General features: G+C 37.0%; 18 protein-coding genes and 3 pseudogenes. 12 read left to right on the top strand and 9 right to left on the bottom strand.

Features of this window, described 5'->3' with window-relative positions:
- Nucleotides 1-452: 452 nt before the first annotated feature.
- The 5 genes from CNE01S_RS19430 to CNE01S_RS25065 all read left to right on the top strand — a co-directional run bounded on the left by CNE01S_RS19430 (nucleotide 453) and on the right by CNE01S_RS25065 (nucleotide 4544).
- A complete protein-coding gene (locus tag CNE01S_RS19430; RefSeq protein ID WP_061277861.1) occupies nucleotides 453-1217 on the top strand; it encodes a hypothetical protein in 765 nt (254 codons plus the stop codon).
- Between the two features lie 162 nt (nucleotides 1218-1379).
- Nucleotides 1380-1985: a hypothetical protein gene (locus tag CNE01S_RS25070; RefSeq protein WP_082763251.1), complete on the top strand. Its 606-nt coding sequence runs from the start codon at nucleotides 1380-1382 to the stop codon at nucleotides 1983-1985.
- A 174-nt stretch (nucleotides 1986-2159) separates the two neighbouring features.
- Nucleotides 2160-3077 carry a hypothetical protein gene (locus CNE01S_RS19415; RefSeq protein WP_217495794.1) on the top strand — a complete coding sequence of 306 codons (918 nt, stop codon included), beginning with the start codon at nucleotides 2160-2162 and terminating at the stop codon, nucleotides 3075-3077.
- A 66-nt stretch (nucleotides 3078-3143) separates the two neighbouring features.
- Complete coding sequence (locus tag CNE01S_RS19410) at nucleotides 3144-4124, top strand: FRG domain-containing protein (protein WP_061277860.1); 981 nt, start codon at nucleotides 3144-3146, stop codon at nucleotides 4122-4124.
- A gap of 78 nt (nucleotides 4125-4202) precedes the next feature.
- Nucleotides 4203-4544 (top strand): hypothetical protein, encoded by a 342-nt coding sequence (locus tag CNE01S_RS25065; RefSeq protein ID WP_061277859.1) that lies wholly within the window; start codon nucleotides 4203-4205, stop codon nucleotides 4542-4544.
- Between the two features lie 78 nt (nucleotides 4545-4622).
- On the opposite strand, the gene CNE01S_RS19400 is transcribed toward CNE01S_RS25065, so the two are convergent.
- Complete coding sequence (locus CNE01S_RS19400) at nucleotides 4623-5000, bottom strand: SEN1984 family lipoprotein (protein WP_061277858.1); 378 nt, start codon at nucleotides 4998-5000, stop codon at nucleotides 4623-4625.
- Between the two features lie 621 nt (nucleotides 5001-5621).
- Here CNE01S_RS19400 and CNE01S_RS19395 point away from each other — a divergent pair.
- Together CNE01S_RS19395 and CNE01S_RS19390 are read left to right on the top strand one after the other, a co-directional pair.
- Nucleotides 5622-6176 carry a membrane lipoprotein lipid attachment site-containing protein gene (locus tag CNE01S_RS19395; protein WP_061277885.1) on the top strand — a complete coding sequence of 185 codons (555 nt, stop codon included), beginning with the start codon at nucleotides 5622-5624 and terminating at the stop codon, nucleotides 6174-6176.
- Between the two features lie 17 nt (nucleotides 6177-6193).
- The gene (locus tag CNE01S_RS19390; RefSeq protein ID WP_061277857.1) at nucleotides 6194-6841 is read left to right on the top strand and encodes a hypothetical protein; all 648 of its coding nucleotides are present in this window, start codon (nucleotides 6194-6196) and stop codon (nucleotides 6839-6841) included.
- An 89-nt stretch (nucleotides 6842-6930) separates the two neighbouring features.
- Here CNE01S_RS19390 and CNE01S_RS19385 read toward each other — a convergent pair whose 3' ends face one another.
- Both CNE01S_RS19385 and CNE01S_RS25385 read right to left on the bottom strand, forming a co-directional pair.
- A complete protein-coding gene (locus tag CNE01S_RS19385; RefSeq protein WP_061277856.1) occupies nucleotides 6931-7359 on the bottom strand; it encodes a hypothetical protein in 429 nt (142 codons plus the stop codon).
- A gap of 263 nt (nucleotides 7360-7622) precedes the next feature.
- Complete coding sequence (locus CNE01S_RS25385; protein ID WP_138089250.1) at nucleotides 7623-8192, bottom strand: hypothetical protein; 570 nt, start codon at nucleotides 8190-8192, stop codon at nucleotides 7623-7625.
- A gap of 286 nt (nucleotides 8193-8478) precedes the next feature.
- Here CNE01S_RS25385 and CNE01S_RS19375 point away from each other — a divergent pair, with 286 nt between their 5' ends.
- Together CNE01S_RS19375 and CNE01S_RS19370 are read left to right on the top strand one after the other, a co-directional pair.
- A complete protein-coding gene (locus CNE01S_RS19375; protein WP_061277854.1) occupies nucleotides 8479-9108 on the top strand; it encodes a hypothetical protein in 630 nt (209 codons plus the stop codon).
- A 61-nt stretch (nucleotides 9109-9169) separates the two neighbouring features.
- A complete protein-coding gene (locus tag CNE01S_RS19370) occupies nucleotides 9170-10252 on the top strand; it encodes a hypothetical protein (protein WP_061277853.1) in 1083 nt (360 codons plus the stop codon).
- 884 nt (nucleotides 10253-11136) lie between these two features.
- Here the strand turns inward: CNE01S_RS19370 and CNE01S_RS19365 are convergent.
- Together CNE01S_RS19365 and CNE01S_RS19360 are read right to left on the bottom strand one after the other, a co-directional pair.
- A pseudogene (locus CNE01S_RS19365) lies at nucleotides 11137-11424 on the bottom strand (MobQ family relaxase); the annotation flags it as partial.
- A gap of 16 nt (nucleotides 11425-11440) precedes the next feature.
- Nucleotides 11441-12552 (bottom strand): IS3 family transposase gene (locus CNE01S_RS19360; RefSeq protein ID WP_096753973.1). Its coding sequence is split into 2 segments (ribosomal slippage): nucleotides 11441-12291 and nucleotides 12291-12552, totalling 1113 coding nucleotides; the frame shifts between segments, so codons are not numbered across the junction.
- 72 nt (nucleotides 12553-12624) lie between these two features.
- Here CNE01S_RS19360 and CNE01S_RS19350 point away from each other — a divergent pair.
- Nucleotides 12625-12834, top strand: a pseudogene (locus CNE01S_RS19350) (hypothetical protein); the annotation flags it as partial.
- Nucleotides 12835-12875: 41 nt separating this feature from the next.
- Here CNE01S_RS19350 and CNE01S_RS19345 read toward each other — a convergent pair.
- On the bottom strand, nucleotides 12876-14750 hold the full coding sequence (locus tag CNE01S_RS19345) for a P-loop NTPase fold protein (RefSeq protein ID WP_061277848.1): 1875 nt from the start codon (nucleotides 14748-14750) through the stop codon (nucleotides 12876-12878).
- A 59-nt stretch (nucleotides 14751-14809) separates the two neighbouring features.
- Entirely contained in the window at nucleotides 14810-16324 is a 1515-nt protein-coding gene (mobQ, locus tag CNE01S_RS19340; RefSeq protein ID WP_061277847.1) for a MobQ family relaxase, read from the bottom strand.
- Between the two features lie 818 nt (nucleotides 16325-17142).
- Here mobQ and CNE01S_RS19335 point away from each other — a divergent pair.
- Both CNE01S_RS19335 and CNE01S_RS24685 read left to right on the top strand, forming a co-directional pair.
- Nucleotides 17143-17454: pseudogene (locus tag CNE01S_RS19335) on the top strand (conjugal transfer protein TraD).
- Nucleotides 17455-17668: 214 nt separating this feature from the next.
- Nucleotides 17669-19207 carry a shufflon system plasmid conjugative transfer pilus tip adhesin PilV gene (locus CNE01S_RS24685; protein ID WP_138089252.1) on the top strand — a complete coding sequence of 513 codons (1539 nt, stop codon included), beginning with the start codon at nucleotides 17669-17671 and terminating at the stop codon, nucleotides 19205-19207.
- A 396-nt stretch (nucleotides 19208-19603) separates the two neighbouring features.
- Here the strand turns inward: CNE01S_RS24685 and CNE01S_RS19325 are convergent, their stop codons facing one another.
- Both CNE01S_RS19325 and CNE01S_RS19320 read right to left on the bottom strand, forming a co-directional pair.
- The gene (locus tag CNE01S_RS19325) at nucleotides 19604-20350 is read right to left on the bottom strand and encodes a hypothetical protein (protein WP_138089253.1); all 747 of its coding nucleotides are present in this window, start codon (nucleotides 20348-20350) and stop codon (nucleotides 19604-19606) included.
- Between the two features lie 83 nt (nucleotides 20351-20433).
- Entirely contained in the window at nucleotides 20434-21708 is a 1275-nt protein-coding gene (locus tag CNE01S_RS19320; RefSeq protein ID WP_061277884.1) for a tyrosine-type recombinase/integrase, read from the bottom strand.
- Between the last annotated feature and the right edge of the window lie 179 nt (nucleotides 21709-21887).

Genomic DNA, 21887 nt, shown 5'->3' with positions numbered 1-21887 from the left:
AAAGGAAAGCTTCGCAATGAAAATTATATTTTTTACTTAAAAATAGTCCATCATTGCCAAATGTTGAAACCCCATATGGCGATCAAAAAATCGCCCGGTTTCTTTTAACCCTCTTAAGTATTGTCTCTTACTTCTTGCAAAATTAAATTAAGACAAAATCGGCTTGTAGCCCTTGCGGTATAAGGCTTATGACGAAAATAGGTGACTGACTGTACGGTCAGTGTTCCTGACTCTATGGTCAGTATTCCTGACTGTACAGTGAGCTTTCCTGACTTTGTAGTCAGTTTCTATGTCATTTTATAGATTAAAAATGACTGTGCTTTAAATTATAGTCACTGGAATACTTGCGATTTTAAAAATATTTTCGCAAAAAATATGCAAAAAAACTTGATATCTATTTTGTGCATGGTATTTAATTAATTATAAATAAAATAACAAGAGGCAAGAATAAAATGAATGAAATAGAAGTTGATTTAGATTTAGGCTTAAATCCTTTTTGCTTTGAGATCGAGCTAAAGATTGAAACAAGAAAGAGAAACCTGACTGTTTCAAGAGGAACAGAACTTATTGAAAGGAAGGATACCAGCAAAACTTATTTTTCCAATATCGTACATACACAAGAGGTCGATAAAGAAGAGTTCATTAAGCTCTACACCTCCCAGATAAAAGCGTACTTTGATTTAACGAAAACAGCTTACAAAGTATTTTTTATCTTTTTACGTATATATCAGGATGCGATTGGGAAAGATCACTTTTATCTGAGTTGTAAAAAAGCAATGTCGCTCGCAGAAAAAATAGATCAATTTGCTTTGTCTGAGTCTATCTTTTACCGGGGGATAAAAGAACTTATAGAGAAACGTATTATTGCTAAAACTAATGAAAAAAACTGGTATTTTATAAACCCAGCTATTGTCTTCAATGGTGATCGTGCTCGCTTTGTTTCAGAGATTGTAAAAAAGAAAGAAGTAATGGAAGAACAACCAGAAAGCGTTGCCAGCATTGACCGAAGAAATAAAAACATTAAAGAAGAAGATAGATCAATTGAGTCAGTCATAGAAGACGTAAATAGCCAAGAGGATATAGATTTGTTAATCGCAAGATTACAGGCTAAAAAGCGCCAAGGAGCGATGATGAGTAAAAGGATGGGAGGATGTATCGCTGTTGAGGCCGCAACTCTTTTACCACCAGAAGAACCGTTAGATTGGGATAATATTTAAAGGTATTTACACAGATGATGTGTCGTTATTGAGTAAATAAGATGAGCGAGAATGCTTCATATATAAACGTCGTGTGAAATGTTTTTTATATAACCTGAGTTAAATTTGATTTTTCTAAAACAAATATGGTATTAAAAATAAAAAAAAAAGGAAAATCAAACAATGAATAATATTAAAATCATTACGCTCTTTAACGCCAATGAAAACATACCATTATCAAAGATTACGGTTCTTTCTTTCTTTCTGTCTGAATCAGCAGATGAATACGATAAGGCGCGAATGGTAAATGTGTATGGAAGATTGATTTCTGAACTCAGCCAAGTCAGCGAAGAAACAATCAGATCGCTGATGTCAGAAACCCAAACCTACAACAGCCAGCATCCCAACACGCCCGTTAGTGTTCTGGATGATTATTATTACTGTGGCAGGGTGAAAGTCAATGCACCAGATGAAGCCGCATTGATGAATGCGCTTAGCCTGCTAGATCTGCGTAAGGCCATAGCCGAAGATAACTTCTTATCCGAAGTGGAAGCCCTTGGCGGTATCGTACTTCACGCTGACATGTGCTATCCAGTAGCTGAATACAAAAGTACAGACATCAGAATAGCTATCGAGCTGATAAACCTTACCCATATGCGAGATCTGACCAATGGCTATGTGGTAATGTTCAGGAACGGTGAGTTCGGGCATGAGAGTGAGGGCGACCTCTATGAGGCGTTATCTCAGGCTGTTGATAGGCTTAAAATCACGTTTGCGATACATGAGTGATCGTAACTATCTGTTTTTGATGTTTTTTCAATCACTCTTGTTGGCAATTTGTTTTTACTACTACTTGCCCAGCATTGAGTTTTTCATAGCGAAGTATCATGGTAAAACTCTATCATCTATTTATAAATAGTTAGTGCGCAGCACTGGTCATTGCTCGATAGTAAGGATATCGATTTGGACATTCAGATTACTCCTGTCTTGATTACGTTAGTCTATGAGGCTCTTTTGAGATCATTTTGGCGAAAACCTGCGTTGAAAAAATTTTTGTTATCTTGTCATATCTCAGAAAGTTTTATATCAACATGGCGTGAGGATGAATCAAAACGGAATTTTTTAGACCGCTTATTCCCAAAATTGCAGAGTAATCCTAAAGGAAATAGTGTTATTTGTACAATGGCAATTAATTTGTCTGAGCAAATATCATTTCCTGATTTAAGGGGGTGGGAGGACTCTCAGCAAATGATATTATCGGCAAATAAATCAGTTCAAGAGTTAAGGATATATATCTCAAAACAGAAAGAGAAATCTCAAAACGAGAGAGAAAAAAAAGAATATAGAGATCGGTCGAAAAAAGAAAGGGAAGAAGTAAAACGTTCTGAAACTGATTTACTAAAATTAAGATCAGAGTTTGAAAATTTGCATAAAGACATTGGAACACAAAATGGCGGTTATGCATTTGAAGAATGGTTTTTTAGGCTTACTGATTTCTGTGAGATAATTAGCAGAAAACCATACAAAACTAATGGTAGACAGGTGGATGGTGCGTTAACTGTTGAGGGAACCACATATATAGTTGAGTTGAAGTTCCAAAAAACACAGTCTGATGCTATTGATATTGACACTTTGAAAGCAAAAGTTAACAAAATGGCAGACAATACTATGGCAATAATGATATCGATTTCTGGATATTCATCAGTTGCTATAAAAGAGTCATCTGGCAGTCGCACCCCACTTATATTGCTAGATTATAGCCATTTGTATTTGTTCTTATCTGGTGGTATGAAGTTTGACGATATAATTTCACGAGTGAGAAGGCATTCATCGCAGACAGGAGAAGCATACCTTCCCATTAGTTCTTTTGGTGGATATTAAGTAGAGGATTAATTAAATAGTAATTGTAATGACATTTAGTTCATTTTAAGTATAAGGAGGCATAAATTGTATAACCTTTTTGTTACAGCAGATACTCAAGCATGGAGTGAAGCTAATGGTAGTTACGATTTTACTAGATCACGTTTTTTGGAACATACTGAAGATAAAATAATTAGAAAATATAAAGAGCTTACAAAAGAACAGATAGAGGAAATTAAAACGCTCCTTTGTTTATTCCTTATGGAAAATCTACAGGGCGATGCATTTGTGGGGGCATTGAAATCTATAACTGCAGACAAATACAAAGTTGAATTTGAGTACACTTTCACGCATAGAATTCATAATGGAGAAATAAATAATATAGTTCTACCTTCGCTTGGTCTTTCAAAATATGAAATTATGAGAACACACTGGGCTATTAAAGATCTGGATTTTTATTCTATTATTGAAAGTGAAGGCATTGAGCTTCAAAATATTGTAGAAATGGATGATGTTCGTATTCCGACAGAGGATAAAGCATCTGAAAAATTCATTTCCTTTCGAGCTACTTCATTACATATTTTTATGGAACATGTTTTGTCGAAGCCAAAACGGAAAGGGTATGATATTTTCTATCGAGGTCATAGCGATGTAATATACAAACTTGAACCCTCTATCAATAGAACTAATGAAAGTGGGCGTTATTTATATAGAAAGCATGAAAATGTTATGGCAACGGAATTGTTAGTAGAAAACCCTAACGATTTTCATGAAGATAAAACGACTTTAGAAAAACTCGTTCGCATGCAGCATTATTCATTACCTACGCGTTTATTAGATATAACTTCAAATCCGTTAATGGCTCTTTATTTTGCCTGTTCATCGAACAGAAATGAAAACGATGGAGAAGTGATAGTTTTTTTCATAAATCAGAAATCAATAAAGTATTTTGATTCAGATACTGTTAGTTGTCTTTCAAATATATCAAGATTATCTGTGAATGATAAAGAGACTATTGGGAATAATCTTCAACGGGAAGAGTATTTATTGACTGAGGAAGAGTTTTAGTTATATAAGGGAGATAAAAATAAATCGGAGTCAATTTCTAAGATTCAAGCCTTTAACAGTCTTTCAGAAGTAGGACGATTGCTTCATTTTATAAAAGAAGATAAAGCTTATTTCCTTCATAAAATAATTCCTAATGATCTAAAAAATATTGTTTGTGTTAAAGGTAAGAAAAGCAATGGCAGAATTGTTTCTCAATCTGGCTCATTTCTGCTTTTTGGTACAGAGATGATTATGCCAGACTTTGGAACTCCAGAGATCATGATTGAACGGATAATTATTAGTCATGATGACAAAGAAACAATACTTGAGGATCTCGATAAAATGAATATAAATGAAAGTACAGTTTACCCTTATATAGAAAATTCGGCGAAATATATAAAAAGAAAATATGAGAGAAAACTTGATGAGGAACAGGAATGATTTTTTAATATAGGGTAAACTTCGAAAATAAAAGAGCCTAAAAATAAATGTTTTTTGTAGGCTCTACATCAAATATTTTTAATCCAACAACCCACGCGAAACCTTACTCGCCGTCTGACTGAAATTATATCGGTCAACAACATTCCCCTTGAACCAAATCTCTAACGAATTCATATGCGCTGTGCTACTGTTTTTCAGCAGAGCTAATCCGGGAATGTAGTTCGAGATCTGACTTTCGCCTGACATACTGGAATAGGACCACATTTCCTGACCGTCATTGGTGGCTCGCGTCTGAGGCTCACCGAATGAGTTAATAACATCTTGCTGGGTAGTTTTCCCTTTAACGATTTTTGTTTTTACGGTCTGTTGGGATTCGTCTTTCAGGGATTTATTGCCATATGTAGTGCAAGCAGTAAGCGGCAGGATCAGCAGTGCCGCGATAAACAATTTTTTCATGTTAACTCCATATAAACAGTAAAACGTAAAAATAGGCGTAAAGAGTTCATAACCAGCGCTGTATTGTCGCTGGAGATCAAAAATGTTGTGTCAATTGATAGTGAAAGAAGCCTATGACCTTTTTATCCAATCAGCTAATGGCATCATTCATTGTGGCTTTCCCTGATGTTGCATTAATCAAAGCTATCTAAAGGCCATAAATCGACATTAGCCGCTTGTCTTATGGTTCAACGCTCTATCCACTTGAACTAGCTCGTAAACTGTCTGGTGGCCCTCTGGTTTACTTTACTCATTAACGATTCCTCTAGCAAGAAAATGATCGGTATTGCAGATCAATAATAACTTATTGATAGATTATAGCGATTGAAAATGATTTATCGATCGGTATTTTAATTGATTTTATCGATCGATGTAAATTTAACGATAGGTAACATCTATCGTTATTTTGTTTTTGATCGTTACAAACGATATGACGGACCACAAAAATAATTGAATCCTATCAATTGGTTAATCAGGTGGTTTTGCTTCGTTATGTCTGTCAAAGCAAGCTGTAACGGCTACTGGTGCGCAGCAGGCTACCTCTACATAACAGCATTTTTGATTATCGGGATGGATAGGAAGATGAAGAAGATTTTACTCGTTGCTGGCACAGCTCTTTTTCTGGCGGGATGTGGTGAGAAGGGCGACTTTGAAAAAGCGATCAACGCGAAAATATCACAATCAAAGCTGTGCTACTCCCTGCAGGGCAACGACATTGTATTCAACAAAGGTTTTCCGGTTAAGGTTAATCGCGGCTACCGTTCTGCCGGATACAGTGCCAGTGATGAAATCCTTAAAGGACTTGTTGAACAAGGGCTGCTCACTGTTTCACAGCAGTCTAACGGTTTTAGCAGTGTTGATGTTCTGGAAGTAACAGACAAAAGCCAAGAGGTTGATTTTTGGGATCGCAAAGAAGGTGCCTGTGTCGGTCACCGTGCTGTCGCCGAGATCACAAGTTGGACTGAACCGAGTGAAGGTTATGGCGCTAAAATCACGCAAGTGACCTATACGTGGAAACTGGATGGCGTTCCGGGGTGGGTTGATAAAAATGCGTTCTCTGGTGTTAAGGGGATGGCTGAACCAGAAGAAGCCCAAATTGTTCTGGTGAAGACCAATAACGGTTGGGCAGCTCGGTAATTACAGGAAAAGACGCTATGAACACTATCTATTGGGTGTTTTTCATTGGCCTGCTGATGAACATACCATCACTGGCTCCGGTGCTGTTTCTCCGTAAGGCATCAAAGAATGTTAAAGTATCGATGGCCCTGAGGCTTTTTCTGCTTAACGCTTTCTTAGTAATATCACTGATGACGGTATCGCAGAATATAACACAAAAATACGAACTGTTCCCTATATGGCTGGTTGTTGCTGCTATTGGGCTGTTTGCGGTCACGCTGATACCAATGATAAAATTTATGCGTAAGTATTTAAGCGTAGGTAAAAGCAGGGCTGTTATTCTTTCATCGTTCCTGATTGTCTATGCTGTCAGGTTTAATGGTGTGTTTTCAGATGTGAATGGTAGCGGATACACGCTTAATGGATACAATGTGGCGTGGACGTTGTTCTTCCTGTTTGCCTGTCTGCTGGCTTATCTCGGTTGTGCTGGGAGTAAAACATATTCCGGTTATTCTGCGCCGTCATCTGCACCGCAACCTGATTATTTTAAGCCGAGCAAAGAATATGAAACACAATCCCAAATTGATTATGATATTGCTGTGAAGGGGCGGAGTGTTCTATCTGATCCCAATCTAAGCATTGTTGAGCAACAGCGCTATCGTGATGCGCTAAAAAACAGAGAATAAGATAGTTAATCATATGAGTATATTTTCCTGAACATATAAAGCCGGATTGATTTCGGCTTTTTATTTTTTAAGCTTTTTATGTTTTTTGGTTAATGATTATTTAATGATTCCCATAAGTTTATATGAGTAATATTTCTGTTATTTTTCAATTTATCTATTTTATCTTGTGGGAGATAATCTTTAACCAAGGATAAAATTTCTTCACTAACAAAAGAATACCAAAAATGTAAATTGATGGCTTCTTCAATCATAACCTCACCACGTCTTACCGTTCTACTCCACCATAACCCATCTGGTTCAGGATAATCATTAGACAATCGTGGTATATCATCTTTCCATTCGTTAATAAACTCAATCTGCTTTGATAATGGCACAGGTGTAAGCAGTTCATCGAGAATAGTATAATAATCTCTCTTCTGTTTATCAGTATCATATCTTTTAAGTAGGTTTAAAACATCAAAGGGTTGATATTTTTCTTTTAGCTTGTCTTTTTCTGGCTTTATTATCTTATAATACATATACGGATCCTTTTTATAGATACATACGTTCTATATAATATAAAAGATATAAAATCAACTTTATCATCTATCTTTAAAAATAAGGTTTAGGAATTTAACAATGCCTCTTGATGTCCGATGTAATATACCTTTTATTGTTTTACTCTCCATTATAGAAAGTTTTTGATTTAACGAATTGATTCTTAATTTTTTGTTTTCCATCTCTCGTTTTAGTGATTCATTTTCTTTAATCAGATTATTTGTATAATCATCAATATTTTGAATCACGATATTTCCACCATTCTCTTTTTCCATGAAGATAAAATAATCAATTTTGATGCTTTCATTTCACGAGATCGACCAGTACGTCTTCCGTCATCATCATAGTCAAACTTTAAACCAGCGCCTCTATACATTTTATTTCGGCGTTTTAGATTATCTTCTGTGGCATCTGTTGGACCAAGTTTAATTGAGTTAACATCTGCATTAGGCCACTGTTTTGCCCAAGTTACAATTTCGTTGAACAACCACCTTCCCAACCTATTTCCTTTATAATCATTATGCCAAATACCAAGTGATCCGCATGTAAGCGAAATAGTTTCCAAAACAATAACATTATTATCATTCTTTAAAATAGTATGGATTGCTCGGAAAGAGAGTTCAGGGTCTTGTTTTTCTCCAACGCATCGAAAATAAAGTGTTATTAGGTCATTATGCTCATTACCAATATCTTTATTTTTATAAATAGTCTCTATGAGAAAGGATTTCAAATACTTATCTGGATTATCTCGTTCGTAGATATGCAGGATTTCAAGTGTTGGTCTTTTAGTGCTTGTGGGGGTGGGTTCTTGCATGGGTTGGTGCTCTTTTATGATTACATAATGATATGATAACATTAAGCTTGACATGACGAATATTTTTGTTAACTATCTATCTTATTTTTTGATGCAGACGCCTATTTTCTAAATAACTTAGCGCATTGATGCTTCACTTCTCATCGAGTGAAGCTAGAGCTGACAGGCGTTACCACACTGCGAGTGTAGCACTATTATAGCAAAGCTATTTAGCAAATAAATCAATCATGATAAATATTATGAACACACTACGTGTGATGCACATTATGGTGATATGGAGTGTTATATGATTATAAAAAAAACATGCGTAAACGATAGTTTCATTGAGCAACTATTGAATGGATGGATTCAGGCAAATCAGCGTTATGTCGATCTCTTAGGAAAGAAAGATTGTTGTTGGTGGTATAACGAACGGACTAATGTCAGTGTTCTTGCCGGTGCTGCATGGTCATTAGGCTGGGCTGCAATTGAAGAATACCCTTCAAATAAAAGAATGAAGGGCTGTCTTCAGGACGATACTGATACCAGTAAAGGTCGTGTTGATCTTTACATTACAAATAAAAATGATGATGTTGCTATCGAAGCTAAACATGCGTGGTACAATCTTGATAATATAAACGAAGGTAATGTTATTACTAATTTTAAAATGGATGAAGCACGTAGTGATGCTAATCGTTTGGTAGGGCAGGCCGATCGCCATTTTTCAGCAACTTTTGTTGTGTTTTATACTAAGGTAAGTTCACAAGAAATAATCGCTGAAGAGTATATTGAACAGTTGATTGATGGTGCTATTCCGAATGATAGAAGAGAGTGTTTTTCATATGCATATCTTATTGATCAGCAGTTTATGTTTAAAAATGAGTTAGGATATTATTATCCAAGCGTTGTATTAGTATTAGAGCAAATAGCGCACTAGAGTACACATTCGACTAATCAGGTTTTAATTTTGTCAATTAATGTTTTTATGAAGAGGTGTTATGCTAAATATAAACGATTTTATGAAAAGTGTCGATATAGATAATACATTCAATAATGTAATTGACATGATCTCATTAAGGGCAATTGAAATATATTTTTTTAATAATCTATCAAAGTGTAAAAAGAATTTAAATGAAATTATTTTTATGAATGAGATACATAGTTTCTTCATTGATAAAGATTATTACAAATATAAGGATATTAATCCTATAGAAGATGATTCGTTTATTGAAACTATGGGTTTTTCATATTCTAATCAAGAAATTTCCACTATATTTTCCTCAATGAGTGATGTTGATTTTTTAAATTTCAACGTTATTGGAAATAAAAAATTATTGAAAGATTTGGTGAAAAAATTGGAGTTGAGATTCGATTTTGTATACAGCCAAATTATTGTGGAAGACCCCAATCTTTCTGATGTAGTCTTCGGGATGTTAAATGATGCACATAGCTATCTTAGTGAAAATATAACCTGCATGTATGAAGGGATTAAAATAATAGAAAGAGAAAAAGGTGAAGAGAGTTGTTTGTTGAAAATCACAATAGATTCATATAATCGCAGTATTGCAACATTTCTTGATTCATGTACACGAGCGTTCATGGTGGGTGTTTTATCTTATAGTCATCTTTACATTGTTGATGTATTAAATAATGAAGGAAATACTTTAAAATTTTACGGTAAAATTGAAAGGTTCGCTGAATCAGTTAAAAACCATGCAATTTTAAATATAACAAAAAAATATATTGATAAATATTTTTCATTTGATAATGCGAATAACGATTTTGTAATTAATGGAATAAATTTAATGGAGGATTTTATAATAGATAGAAATGCAATTATGCATCAAACAGATCCAATTATAAAAGAAAAAAAAGGTATCGTAGCATACTATGAAAATTATTGTGATTTCCTTAATGATTTTTTAAATAACTATATATTTAATGATGAATGTGACGGGAAAATTGCTATGAAAAAGGAATTGATAGTGACGTTAGATTTACATTCTCAAAAAGAAGATTTTTTGAGAAAAGCTATTTCAATATTAAATGATCGTGAAGAGATAGATTGGTGGAAATTATAATCAATAAAATTATTATGAATGTTTTTGTCGAAAAACAATGGGGTTTTTCTCGATGCATTATCAATAAAATCGCCTGAGATTTAAATTTTGCATGATTTTTTTTCGTTTATTAATGGGTTAAATATAATGTAAGAATATGAAATGTAAAATACATAGGTTTTTTTTATATATATGATAGGTTTTAGCTGTTATGATAAAGAGGTTATCCGATTTCTATAAATCCACCGTTCGATAACATCGTCGTCAAGTGAGGGATAAAAATCACAACCTGAATGATATAATATTTTAATATGGGGATGTTTCATTGACATGGTTGACTAAAGATAGAATCACATTATTTTTATGTGAAGTGTAATGATTATAATTGATTTAATTAAATGAGTGTTATATTAAACAGTAATAACTTTATCGGAGTTATTAATGAAGAAAAAACGTTTTTTGATAAGAGAGGATATAATATCCCCTGAACAAAGTAAAATCATGACAGAGGCAGATGGTTTACATTAAAACAAGAATCAATCGAATCTATAGATACAGTTTGATAATTCCCATCAATGGATAGCTATTCTATCTTTATTAAAGAAGTTAAAGGAATATCCTGTAAGCAGTAATACCATGTAGTAGATTTTCCGAGAAAAGTAGGATCTCGCATCATTCTTTCAATTTCTTTAAAGTTTTTGACATCTGTGAGCGTTAGAAAAAACACAAGCTATCTTTAGGTTTGAAAATAAGAGTGATATCATTTTAATTTGGCTTTAGTTTAGATTTAATATGTGAATAACAAACAAAGAGTAAGAGAAATAACTAACTTTTTAAATGTCAGTGACTTATTTTTCATATGTCAAATTGACCTATTAAATAGCGAATAGATATACTGAGATGATTTACCTATTTTTATTAAATCTTGACGGCTTTAACGATGGATGATTCCTGCTTCTTCCTGATACTGGCGGAGGTGCAGGGGTATAGTCCAGATCGATATCTGCTTTGTGCTGTTCTTCTTTAGGGCGACTTGGAAAGCGCCTGATCTCATCAGGTGTTGGACTATAAGTGTCACTGTTAAATCTTGCACGTCTTTCATGCTCAGCGCGTGACACATAGATGCCCTGAACTTCATCAAACACATAGTTTTCAGCAATACGCTTATCGTGTTCAGCATCCACTGATACAGGTGTAAGTACACCCGTTTTAGTTCCACGCACTTTTTGAGATTTCCGGATTTTCAGTTATCAGCCGGTATTCTTCCGGCGTCAGGTTATTCAGGGATTCATGAGGGCGCTCGCTGTTATATTCAGCCAGCCAGCGCTCTGTAATTTCCCGTGCTTCATTCAGCGTTCTGAACAGATAAAAATCCAGTATTTCTGTCCTGTAAGTACGGTTGAACCGTTCGATAAAGGCATTCTGTGTGGGCTTGCCGGGCCTGATAAACTCCAGCATCACGCCATGTTCTTCTGCCCATTGTGCCAGCGTCAGCGAGATTAGCTCCGGACCGTTATCCATCCGCATTTTCAGCGGATATCCGCGGTTTGCCACGATCCTGTCCAGCACTCTCACGACCCGCTGCGCCGGGATATTCAGGTCAATTTCGATCGCCAGTGCTTCGCGGTTAAAATCATCCACCACGTTGAAGGTCCGGAAGCGTCTGCCACACACCAGCGCATCGTGCATAAAATCGATGGACCAGCTCTGGTTCATCGCCTCTGGCGTCGCCAGCGGAGCCGGATTACGCACTGGCAGGCGCTGTTTTCCCTTACGGCGAAAATTCAGTTTCAGAAGGCAGTAAATACGGTGAACCCTTTTATGGTTCCATGTATTGCCCTGTCTTCGCAGCACCTGAAAAAGCTTTTTAAATCCGTATCGCGGATAGCGTTCAGCCGCCACGGTCAGCGCCATAATCACCGGCTCATAACGTCGCGCATCCGGCTGATAACGAAATACCGTCCTGCTCAGCGATAATGTCCTGCATGCCTGACGTAAGCTCATGGCAAACTGCGCGGTCAGATAGCTGACCAGCTCACGCTTTATCGCTGGTTTTAAAGCTTTTTTTCAATAACGTCTTTCAGGGCGCGGTACTCGAGACTCAGGTCCGCAAACATCTGTTTCAGTCGACGGTTTTCATCCTCAAGATCCTTCATCTTTTTGATATCAGAGGCTTCCATGCCGCCGAACTTCGCTTTCCAGTTGTAGTAAGAGGCTTCAGAGATCCCAGCCTCGCGGCAGACATCCTTAACGGTGCGTCCGGCTTCGACGGACTTCAGAACGGCGATGATCTGGTGTTCGGTGAATCGTGCTTTGCGCATGGCGATCTCCTCCGGGGACATAATCAGTATGCCGGAAGATCTCTAAATGTGAATGGTCCGGTTTGCAGGGATACTTACAGCATGGCGACTGTTTTATATGGAGCTTACCCCGGCTGGTATGCTGCCGTGGCTATCTTTCTGTCCTTCGGACTGTCTATACTGATTGGAATGTCTACAGGCATGGCGGGGGCTACTATCAGCTTACCAATAATTGCGGCTGTTGGGTTTATAGCTGGTAAGGCGATATTCTCTGATAATGTTGTGTTCAGGAGAAGAATGTAATTTTTAAGGGGCTGGTCAATAAAATGCCCAGCCCCAGAATCTTAAATATCAGGCACTGAAGATAGGATTGTTAGTATTTCCATAATGGTAGTATCAAGCAGTTCCATGAAATGTTTTTTTAGGCGCGGCATTCGAGGTGTTTCTTTCGAGATTTTATTTTTCAACTCAATCCAAAACTCTTCTTCAATCTTCAGATAGTTATATGCTCTCTTACCATTGAGTGTATCTCCTGATGTATAACGCTCTTTTATAATATAAGTAAAATAAGATGTTATAAGATTATTTGATTGTAATAAGCATTTTACTAAATCGTCAACATTTAATTTGTTGAAAAATGGCTTGAATTGATTTTCAGTATATAAAATATTAATCAGATCTTCTTTTTTTCCTTGGGTAAGATACGTAAGGAGTTCGTTTGCTCTACTGATTTCGGCTTGGTGTTTTAATTTATCAGAAATAGATTTTCGTTCAATTATAAATAAATCAAATAATTTCCTAAAATCTTCATCTGAATCATTATAGTAGCCATAACCAGTATTGTTTCCAAATACTGTATTGGCAAGAGGATGACAGGATAAAACTCCCCAGCCATCTTTATAGGTTTTTATGTATTCATAAACCGTATTTTTTATTTCATCTATTGTCCTGCTAATAAGAGAGTTTTTTGAGAAGTAAATGATTAAGGCTAATTTATGTAAATAAACTTGATACTCTTCCTCCTGAAGAGAGTCGAACTCCAAAAGTAGTTGATTGGTAAGAGAAATAAACTGTTCTTCATCAAGTGTGCTAAAATTCCATAATTTGAACCAGAGGGGGTGCTCATTGTTTTTTTGTTGTTTAAAATACACAAGTTCATCAGTGGCTGACTTTAAATTACTTGCATCACCCTTGAACAAAATATCAGCCCATAGATCACCTACATACAAGTTCCTGTAACTAATATCGTATTTATAAAATAGATTATTAGAACCATCGCTATTGGATTTTTCACTTTTGAATGGTTCATTGTTTCTTAATTCACTCTCGCTTAACTCACCACTTTTCATTTCTAATGATAAGGCGAAGAAAACTCGTATTAACAGCGGTGAGTAATCCTCGTTTTTAAGCTGTTCTTCGTTAATGAAGTTTGTTATATATCCAAAATCTAAAATGCTTTGTTTGAGTTTTCTAAGATTTGTATCCTCTGAGCGTATATAGATATTTTTAATGACATCTTTGTGTCTTTTTAATGATTCACATTCTGATTCATCAAGGAAGCCATCCAAAACCGTATCAACATTATGTTTGATTTGGAATGTTTTACCGATAACTTTTTCTTTAAATTTTGAGTAAACATCCTTAGTTTTATCCTCGTGTGATTTATCCTTTTCATATAGAATTTTTTCGTTAGCTATGAGAATGACTTTAACCTTTGAAATTTCGACAAGGTAATTAACATATCCTAGAATTTCTTTTAACGGAATATCAGTGCGCTCAAGATCATCCAATGCTATGATGATCTCTCCGCTATCCGTATTAGTAGAGAATATGTCGCTGAATTTTACTTTATCTAAACTTGCATTAATATCTATATCTGGTGTGCTGTCGCCGTTTATATCTATCTTACAACCGAGCTTTAATGCTCCCTTTAGAATATTACCAGCTAACTTGGTATATCTGTGGCCTAATAGGGGGTGTAATGATTGGAAAATCATTTCGTCAATACTGGATGTGGTTTTAAATCCGAATAGGCTTATTTTTATTATTCTATTGCCAGACTTATTATTAACGGCGGTTTTATTATATTCCTTTATGAAACTTTCTATAAAATGGGTTTTTCCAGCTCCCCACCCGCCTGTAATCATGAAAGCATATTCTGGAGTGCTTGTATTTAAATAATAATTTAAATTATCAATTATATGATTATTAAGATCCATTTTTAACAAACCATTCGCGTTAGAGTGATTTTACATTCTATATCAAAAGTATTTAGTTGTCATTTGCTCTTGGTGATATTAGAGCCTGATGGTTTGAGTTTTAGAAATTTTACTCCCTCCATTCGTTCGGGAGATAATGAAGGTGATATCCCATTATCGTAATTACTAACGGATTTAACGCTATTAATACGACTTGGAAAACGCCTGATCTCATCCAGTGTTGGTTTGTAGTCATCTTGGTTAAACTTGGCTTGTTTCTCATATTCATCGCGAGGAACACGACGGCCCAATACCTCATCAAAGACATAGTTTTCAGCTACACGTTTATCATGTTCTTCACTGATAAGATCAATTTGGGATTTGTTTACTTTAGCCCATACAAACTTCTGCTTGAAAAAATCTATAACAAGAGTTGTGAAGCGTTTAAAAATATTATCCTGACGTGGAATAGCCTGTGTCATCCTAACACGTTCAGGGGCGCTTCTGGATGCCCTGTTTGGGTTTTGAGAGGAGGATGTTTTCAGGATAGTATTTGTTCCAGAATCAGAAATACTGACTGATGGTTTCTTACCTGCAGCGACCTTACTGACTTTTGTTTTATCACGGTAAGATTTAACGCCACGCATACGAGTATGAGGAGCTGGTGCTACCAATACAGGTCTTTGATTCTCATCAGTAGAAGAGCCGGAGTGTGTTTCAGGTAATACGATTTGTTCTGGTTCAGCAAGAGCAGCCACGGTGAAGCTTCTGACATCAACGACGATTTCAAGATCAAGTTCACTGAATGTTTTATAGACTTCAACCGCTTCCTGCTTCGCTGCATCACGAACAGCCTGTTCTGCGGCTCTTTGTTCCTGAGCAGCTTTACTACGCCATTTGCCGCTGTGAATACGCTTCATTGGAGGGCGGTTTGTTTCAGCGGCTTTAGCAAGCCACAGTGCTTGTTCTTCATTATCTAAAGCTACTGCTGCTTTTTCTAACGCTTCCTCATGCTGGGCTTGGAGAGAACGATGATCAATACGTTCTGATGAACCAGCAGCAGCAAGGTAGCTGTTAGCCATTGATGCCCATGATTCACGCCAGAATACAGACATTTTTCTGTCGTTCCAGCTTCTTTCTTTTTTGCCGAAGCCTTCCGGGCCTATGGTTTTTAATGTCAACATAACGTGAGCGTGTGGGTTATCGCTATCAAGATCGTGGAAAGCGATATCGGCAATCATCCCTTTCTCAACGAAATTTTTCTGACAATATTCAAGAACAAGTTTTTTCTTGTCATCATTGTTTAACTCGGCAGGAATGGCAACATCGAAATAACGGGCTGTCTGACCGTTGTTCTGGCGCTCAACGCTTTCGACTTCATTCCACAATGCGGTAGAGTCTTTTATAATATGTTGAGGAACATTAACAGGTGCTAATATGAAATGCCCGCTCAGGTCATTACGGCGGCTATAATCATAAGTATCACCTGTTCTTTCATCTGTTATTCTGCAACGCGCATGATAGGCAGCTTTCGCAACGGAAGATCTACCTTCAGAACGTTTCACAATTTTAAAATCAAGATGAAAAATAGCCATACAATAAAAACAACCTCAATATAAATTTAAATATCAAACCAAAATATAAATCTCCAATGCGACTATGCTGGTTTTAGTTTTTCGCAAGAAAAACTCTGGTGTTGACGTTGACCTTGCTTTTAGCCTGCGGCAGGCAACCGTCGGTAGACCCCACACGCTCACGAAGTGAGTGTATAGGTGGGCATTGCTTTATTTTTATATCTCCTAAAGGAGCTAAAAATAACGACAATGTGAAAAGTTTTTCTATAGTTAAATAATAACGCTAGTTTTGATGTCTGTGAAATTATCAGGGCTAGAATCGGATAAGCGGTTGAGGTAGGATAATAATCTTGAATATTTGGGCTTTAGATAGCGCCCGTAAGGGCAAAAAGAGGGTTTTTTCCTCCCGCCGTAAGGCGGGAAAGTGAAAATTAGAAAAAATAGTGAAAATAAAAATTACTTTTACGTGTTGCACAATTCACAGATTAAGACTAAAAATCAGAGAGTTAAAGTGTCAGGTTAAAACGATTTCATTGATTTGATAAAATAAGTAACGCGGAGAGTGTGAGGTATTTAATGTTAGTGGTTGCACTCGTTTGTGTTGCATGATTTTATTTTTAGCTTACTGAAATCTTATTTTTAAAACCAAAACACCTTTTTTTCAGGATAAATCCTATCATTAACAGGGCAAGCCTGTTCAGCAGGTGATTGTTTCAAACAATCATCTCGTGCTGCGTAATTTAATCTGGAATGCAAAGCATTCAACCCTCTGCCTATGGTTTGACCTTTCCCTTTTTTAATTGTATTTGATGTTTTTAACAACTAAAAGGAAAAGTATTATGAATGCGGATGATAAAAACAGAAAGCCAAGAACAGAAAAAACAATTAAGCAAAAAATTGCTTCAGCTCAAATGAGTCTGAATCGGCTAAAAAGTAAAGAAAAATCGATGTCCAAGCAAGCGGAGACACGCCTGAAAATAATTTTAGGTGCAGAAGTAGCTAAAGCTGTGGGCTGTAAAGTAGAAGATGTCGATAAAGAATTTATCTTAGGGATGATATTATAGTCTTCGAATCTTAGTGCTGAAGATAAAGCAAGATTCAGGCTAAAAGGTAAAAGATTTCTTGAGGATATGGTGGGGAGGCAGGAATGATTTTCTAAAAAAGGAAAGGAGGCAACTTGACTCTTCATGCTGATATTAAAAATGATAATACAATGTGCTAATGTTTAGTTATTTTCCATTTAATGTGTTTAATGTTATTAATAAAAACCTCTTTAATATATCTTGATTATTTCTGTGTTTTTGTCTTGATTATTTCTGTGTTTTTGTTATTTGATCATGATGTGTGATATAAAAGGAAATGAAAATGGGTAAATCAAATAAAAAGGGCTTTTCTCTATTAGAACTTATTTTGGTTCTTGGTGTAGGCTCAATGATCACATTTGTAAAATTTCAGGATATGAAAAATGAACAAGATGATTTTACTGCTAAAACAGCCGGGCAACAGATAAATCAGATAGGGCAGGCTGTTAATGGATATATCAGTTTGCGCTACGATAAGATATCAACACTGACAGCCAGTTCAAATCAGTCCAGCGACCCCGGACCAAGAACATGTAATGCAACAGGCTGTGAAATTACGTATGCTACCTTGGTAAATGAAAGTCTTTTACCTGATACATTCAATGGGATGAATATCTATAAATCACCTTATAAAATTTTGTTAAAACGAGACGGGACTGCGCCTAACTATGTTATCAATGGACTTATTACAACGTCTTCTGCGTGGAGTGAAGGTGGAAAAATCCGTTATGACTTGTTAGGAAAAGCCATGCAGACTGCGGGTATCGACAGTGGTATGACGCGAACAGCAAGTGCTGTTGCGGGTTTTCAGGGGCAATGGAACGAACCATCAACGGCTTATAATAATATAAACAGTGAAGGGCTACTGGCATTCAGGGTTGGGTTTAACAGCTCACTTTATTCGGTTTATCTTCGCAGAGACGGGACGCTCCCTATGACAGGCGATTTAAATATGGGTGGTCAGAGTGTTTATAATGCACAGAATATAACAGCGGCAGGCACCACAACGACAGGTGTATTAAAAAATAACGGGGCAGCAACCGTAGGAACTACGTTAAATGTAGGTGGCACAACCACGACAGGCAGCTTAACCGTAAATGGAGCTGGAGTAATAGGTTCTGACTTAACAGTCGGAGGTAATAGTCAGGTCAATGGAAATCTCAATTCAAACAATACTGTTTCAGGATCGACTTTGGCATCTCGTGGGGAAACCTATACTCAAAACTGGTTCCGAACATTAGGCGATGGTGGTATTTATTTTCAGAAATACGGTGGTGGCTGGAATATGACGGATGTTAATACTATAACTGCTTATGTGGGTAAAAACGTTCAGACATCAGCAGGGTTATATGGTGGTTATATTCATTCATCTGGTAATATCGATTCTGCAGCAGATATGAATTCAAACAGGGTGCTTTCCAATTATATTCATTCTAATGGCAATATTGATGCCGCTGGTCAGGTTTATGGAGCAGGGGCAGTCGTATCAGGTGGAAGAACCACAGTTGGTGAGTTTTTACAACTTAACGGGCAAGCACAGGTCGGTGCCGGATGCGCACCAAACGGATTACAGGGCAGAACACCAGCAGGTGCCGTTTTATCCTGTGTTAATGGTGTGTGGGCTGCGAGTAGTGGTGTATCTGTTGCAATGTGCTATCAGGCTTGTGGGGGAAGCTATCCAAAAGATCTTGGAAGTATCAAACCAACTTCAGGAACTGGAACTTCAGCGGGTGGTTATACTTCACTGGGATATCAATGCAGCGGTGGTTTTACAAGCTATGGCTCAAATAGCTCTCCTGTGCATTTTTGTTCTGCCAACTAAATAATGATAGTCATTGTGAAAATAAAGCAAGTCTGTTATTTTCCTTGTCCTGATATTAAGAAATATAACATCAGATATAAAATAGTAAAGATATCAGGAAATTGGTTTAATCCTCCAGACTTTTTATGGAGGATTTAATTCATTCGTAGTTAGTGGCTATGATGATTTTTTTCAAAAATAGCCAGATATATTTGACAACCGACATTTAATATTATACTTAATAAGTGTTCCTTGAGAATATTCACTTCATGAAGTGTCTGATTGCCCCATATATGGGGAGTGGTTTACAGCCCAATGGGCTGATTGATTTGCCCCAAGCTTGGGGATATGTATTCTCTCCAATGGAGAGTTCCCTTTAAGGGGAAATGAAAGGGCCGAAAGGCCCTTTAAAATATATTACATGTTATCAAATTTTTTCTTCCAGTCTTCTTCTTTTTTTCTCAGTTTTTTCGCAAGCTTAGGATAATATATTTTACGGTCATGATCTGTAGGCCAACAAACCGCTACAGCGTAGAAAAATAATGCAGACGAAACTAACAGACCAATAAGGTAATGCGGTGTTATTGGATCGCTATGCTTAGATTGCTCCCATAACCAGTCAATAAACATCTTACTGGAACCGTCTGATAAAGATAAATACCATTCTATAGAGAAAACAAAAACAGTGCCGAAGGCAATAATTTCGGTCGACCTTCCTTCTTTGTGGTTTTTCTCTCTTTTGCTTTTTTCTTCGATATACAATTTAAATGACATATCGTCACCATTTTCTAAGGCATCATCTCGTAGTTCATACATAAAAACTTCAGTAGATGACTTTTGGTAGATTCTCTCATCTTTATTTTGTAGTATATTACTATACTTAATTCTTATCAGGAGTAGGTTAAAACATAAAGTTGTAATTTCTAATATAACCGATGAGAAAATGCCTAAAGCTATAATCATTCCGGCCAGATCTGCTAACGAGAGGTCGAACTCTTTACCCAGCTTAATACCAAAGAGGCCATTTCCTTTCAAACAGAAAAAAAGAACATCAAAGCAAATAGTAAAATAAATCACTTTTGCAACTTTCGCTAAATCCCATAATCCATCTACAAAGCTTAATACTGAAAATGTTGAACTACTGTTGCTATTACTGGATGACATATATTGCCTATTTCAGTCCTTGATAAACTACTTATATTAATAACTTAAAGAGGGAAGGCAAGCCATCCTTGGCTTTCAAGTTTTTACTTGTGATGAGCAAACTCAAACGGCCTGATCATGCCATAGCTGTTAGCGTCAAGATAATCAGCCCACCACTGCAGCATCAGGCGGCGCTGATCAAGATGCTTGGCCTTGTGAGTGTAAGCAGCACGGACACTATTGCTTTCCTTGTGACTCATTTGAAGCTCTACAGCGTCTTCTGACCACAAACCTGACTCAATTAAGGCACTACAGGCCAGTGTGCGGAAACCGTGTCCACAGATGTCCTGCTTCGTGTCATAGCCCATATTGCGAAGGGCTTTGTTGATGGTATTTTCGCTCATGGGCTTAAACGAGTCATAACAGCCAGTAAAGATTAATCCGTCATCATGACCTTCTTCATAAGTCAGTTGTCGGATCTCTTTGAGTATCTTCATGGCCTGCTTACAAAGGGGGACGAAGTGCTTACGCTTCATTTTTGCCCCACGAGTTGAATGTTTGACGTTTTCAATCGCTTCACGCTGTTCGGGTATCACCCATAACTTACTTTTGAAATCAATTTCTGACCAGCGAGCGAAACGAAGCTCACTGGAACGAATAAAAATCATCAGATTGAGCTGGATTGCCAGTATGGTTAACCTGCGACCTTTGTATTCGGCAATTTTTTTCAGTAGTTGAGGGATTTCTTCCAGCTCTAACGCAGGGCGGTGTTCAGTCTGTGGTTTCTGAACAGCACCTTCCATGTCATAGGCAGGGTTATGGCGTATCAGCTTTTGCTGGACAGCATGACGGAGGATCGCCGTAATGTATTGTTGAATGCGCATGGCAACTTCAAGATAGCCAAGTGCCTCAACCTTTTTCACCGGAACCAGCAGGTCACCCGTATCCAGTTCGGCAACATCTTTATCTCCAATCGCCGGGAAGACATAGGTTTCAAGGCGCTTCCATACGGAATCACCGTAATCTTCTGACCATTTTGTTTTTGTGGCGAACCAAGCTTTTGCCACCACAGTGAAGGTGCATGTCTTATCACGCTTGGCCTTTAGTTCTTTAACCTCTGCCTGTTTCTTTGCATTAGGGTCAATGCCCTGAGCAAGAAGCCTTCTGGCCTCATCACGACGTTGTCTTGCATCAGCAAGTGAAACAGCAGGGTAAACACCAATAGAGAAAAGTTTTTGCTTTCCTTCGAAGCGGTAAGCCATTTGCCAGTATTTGGAACCCTTGGGGGTAACGCGAAGGAACATACCAAAGCCATCGGTCAGCTTGTATTCCTTCTCAAGGGGTTTAGCATTTTTTACTTTAGTATCAGTAAGTGGCATAACCGCATCCCCCGTCTGTTGGTAAAAACGTAATCGAACTACCATTACCAACATATTTACCAGCAAATGGGTATGGCTTCGAGTGGTTTTTAGTGAACGAGGGTGAACGTGAAAGAAGGGATAACCAACTGATAGAAATGCAGAAAGCAGACGTCAGTGAACGTCTGCTTCCCTTAAAT

This window comes from Cedecea neteri NBRC 105707 = ATCC 33855 (assembly GCF_001571265.1).
Lineage (GTDB): Bacteria > Pseudomonadota > Gammaproteobacteria > Enterobacterales > Enterobacteriaceae > Cedecea > Cedecea neteri.
Note: the sequence above shows the minus strand (reverse complement) of the source record. Positions and strands in the feature narration are given on the sequence as shown.

What these genes read in the sequence shown, in the direction of transcription:
- CNE01S_RS25385 (WP_138089250.1), bottom strand. Translation starts at nt 8,192, where the DNA reads ATGCAAGAACCCACCCCCACAAGCACTAAAAGACCAACACTTGAAATC.
- CNE01S_RS19345 (WP_061277848.1), bottom strand. Translation starts at nt 14,750, where the DNA reads ATGGATCTTAATAATCATATAATTGATAATTTAAATTATTATTTAAAT.
- CNE01S_RS19325 (WP_138089253.1), bottom strand. Translation starts at nt 20,350, where the DNA reads ATGTCATCCAGTAATAGCAACAGTAGTTCAACATTTTCAGTATTAAGC.
- CNE01S_RS25070 (WP_082763251.1), top strand. Translation starts at nt 1,380, where the DNA reads ATGAATAATATTAAAATCATTACGCTCTTTAACGCCAATGAAAACATA.
- CNE01S_RS19320 (WP_061277884.1), bottom strand. Translation starts at nt 21,708, where the DNA reads ATGCCACTTACTGATACTAAAGTAAAAAATGCTAAACCCCTTGAGAAG.
- CNE01S_RS19375 (WP_061277854.1), top strand. Translation starts at nt 8,479, where the DNA reads ATGATTATAAAAAAAACATGCGTAAACGATAGTTTCATTGAGCAACTA.
- mobQ (WP_061277847.1), bottom strand. Translation starts at nt 16,324, where the DNA reads ATGGCTATTTTTCATCTTGATTTTAAAATTGTGAAACGTTCTGAAGGT.
- CNE01S_RS24685 (WP_138089252.1), top strand. Translation starts at nt 17,669, where the DNA reads ATGGGTAAATCAAATAAAAAGGGCTTTTCTCTATTAGAACTTATTTTG.
- CNE01S_RS19385 (WP_061277856.1), bottom strand. Translation starts at nt 7,359, where the DNA reads ATGTATTATAAGATAATAAAGCCAGAAAAAGACAAGCTAAAAGAAAAA.
- CNE01S_RS19430 (WP_061277861.1), top strand. Translation starts at nt 453, where the DNA reads ATGAATGAAATAGAAGTTGATTTAGATTTAGGCTTAAATCCTTTTTGC.
- CNE01S_RS19370 (WP_061277853.1), top strand. Translation starts at nt 9,170, where the DNA reads ATGCTAAATATAAACGATTTTATGAAAAGTGTCGATATAGATAATACA.
- CNE01S_RS19390 (WP_061277857.1), top strand. Translation starts at nt 6,194, where the DNA reads ATGAACACTATCTATTGGGTGTTTTTCATTGGCCTGCTGATGAACATA.
- CNE01S_RS19400 (WP_061277858.1), bottom strand. Translation starts at nt 5,000, where the DNA reads ATGAAAAAATTGTTTATCGCGGCACTGCTGATCCTGCCGCTTACTGCT.
- CNE01S_RS19395 (WP_061277885.1), top strand. Translation starts at nt 5,622, where the DNA reads ATGAAGAAGATTTTACTCGTTGCTGGCACAGCTCTTTTTCTGGCGGGA.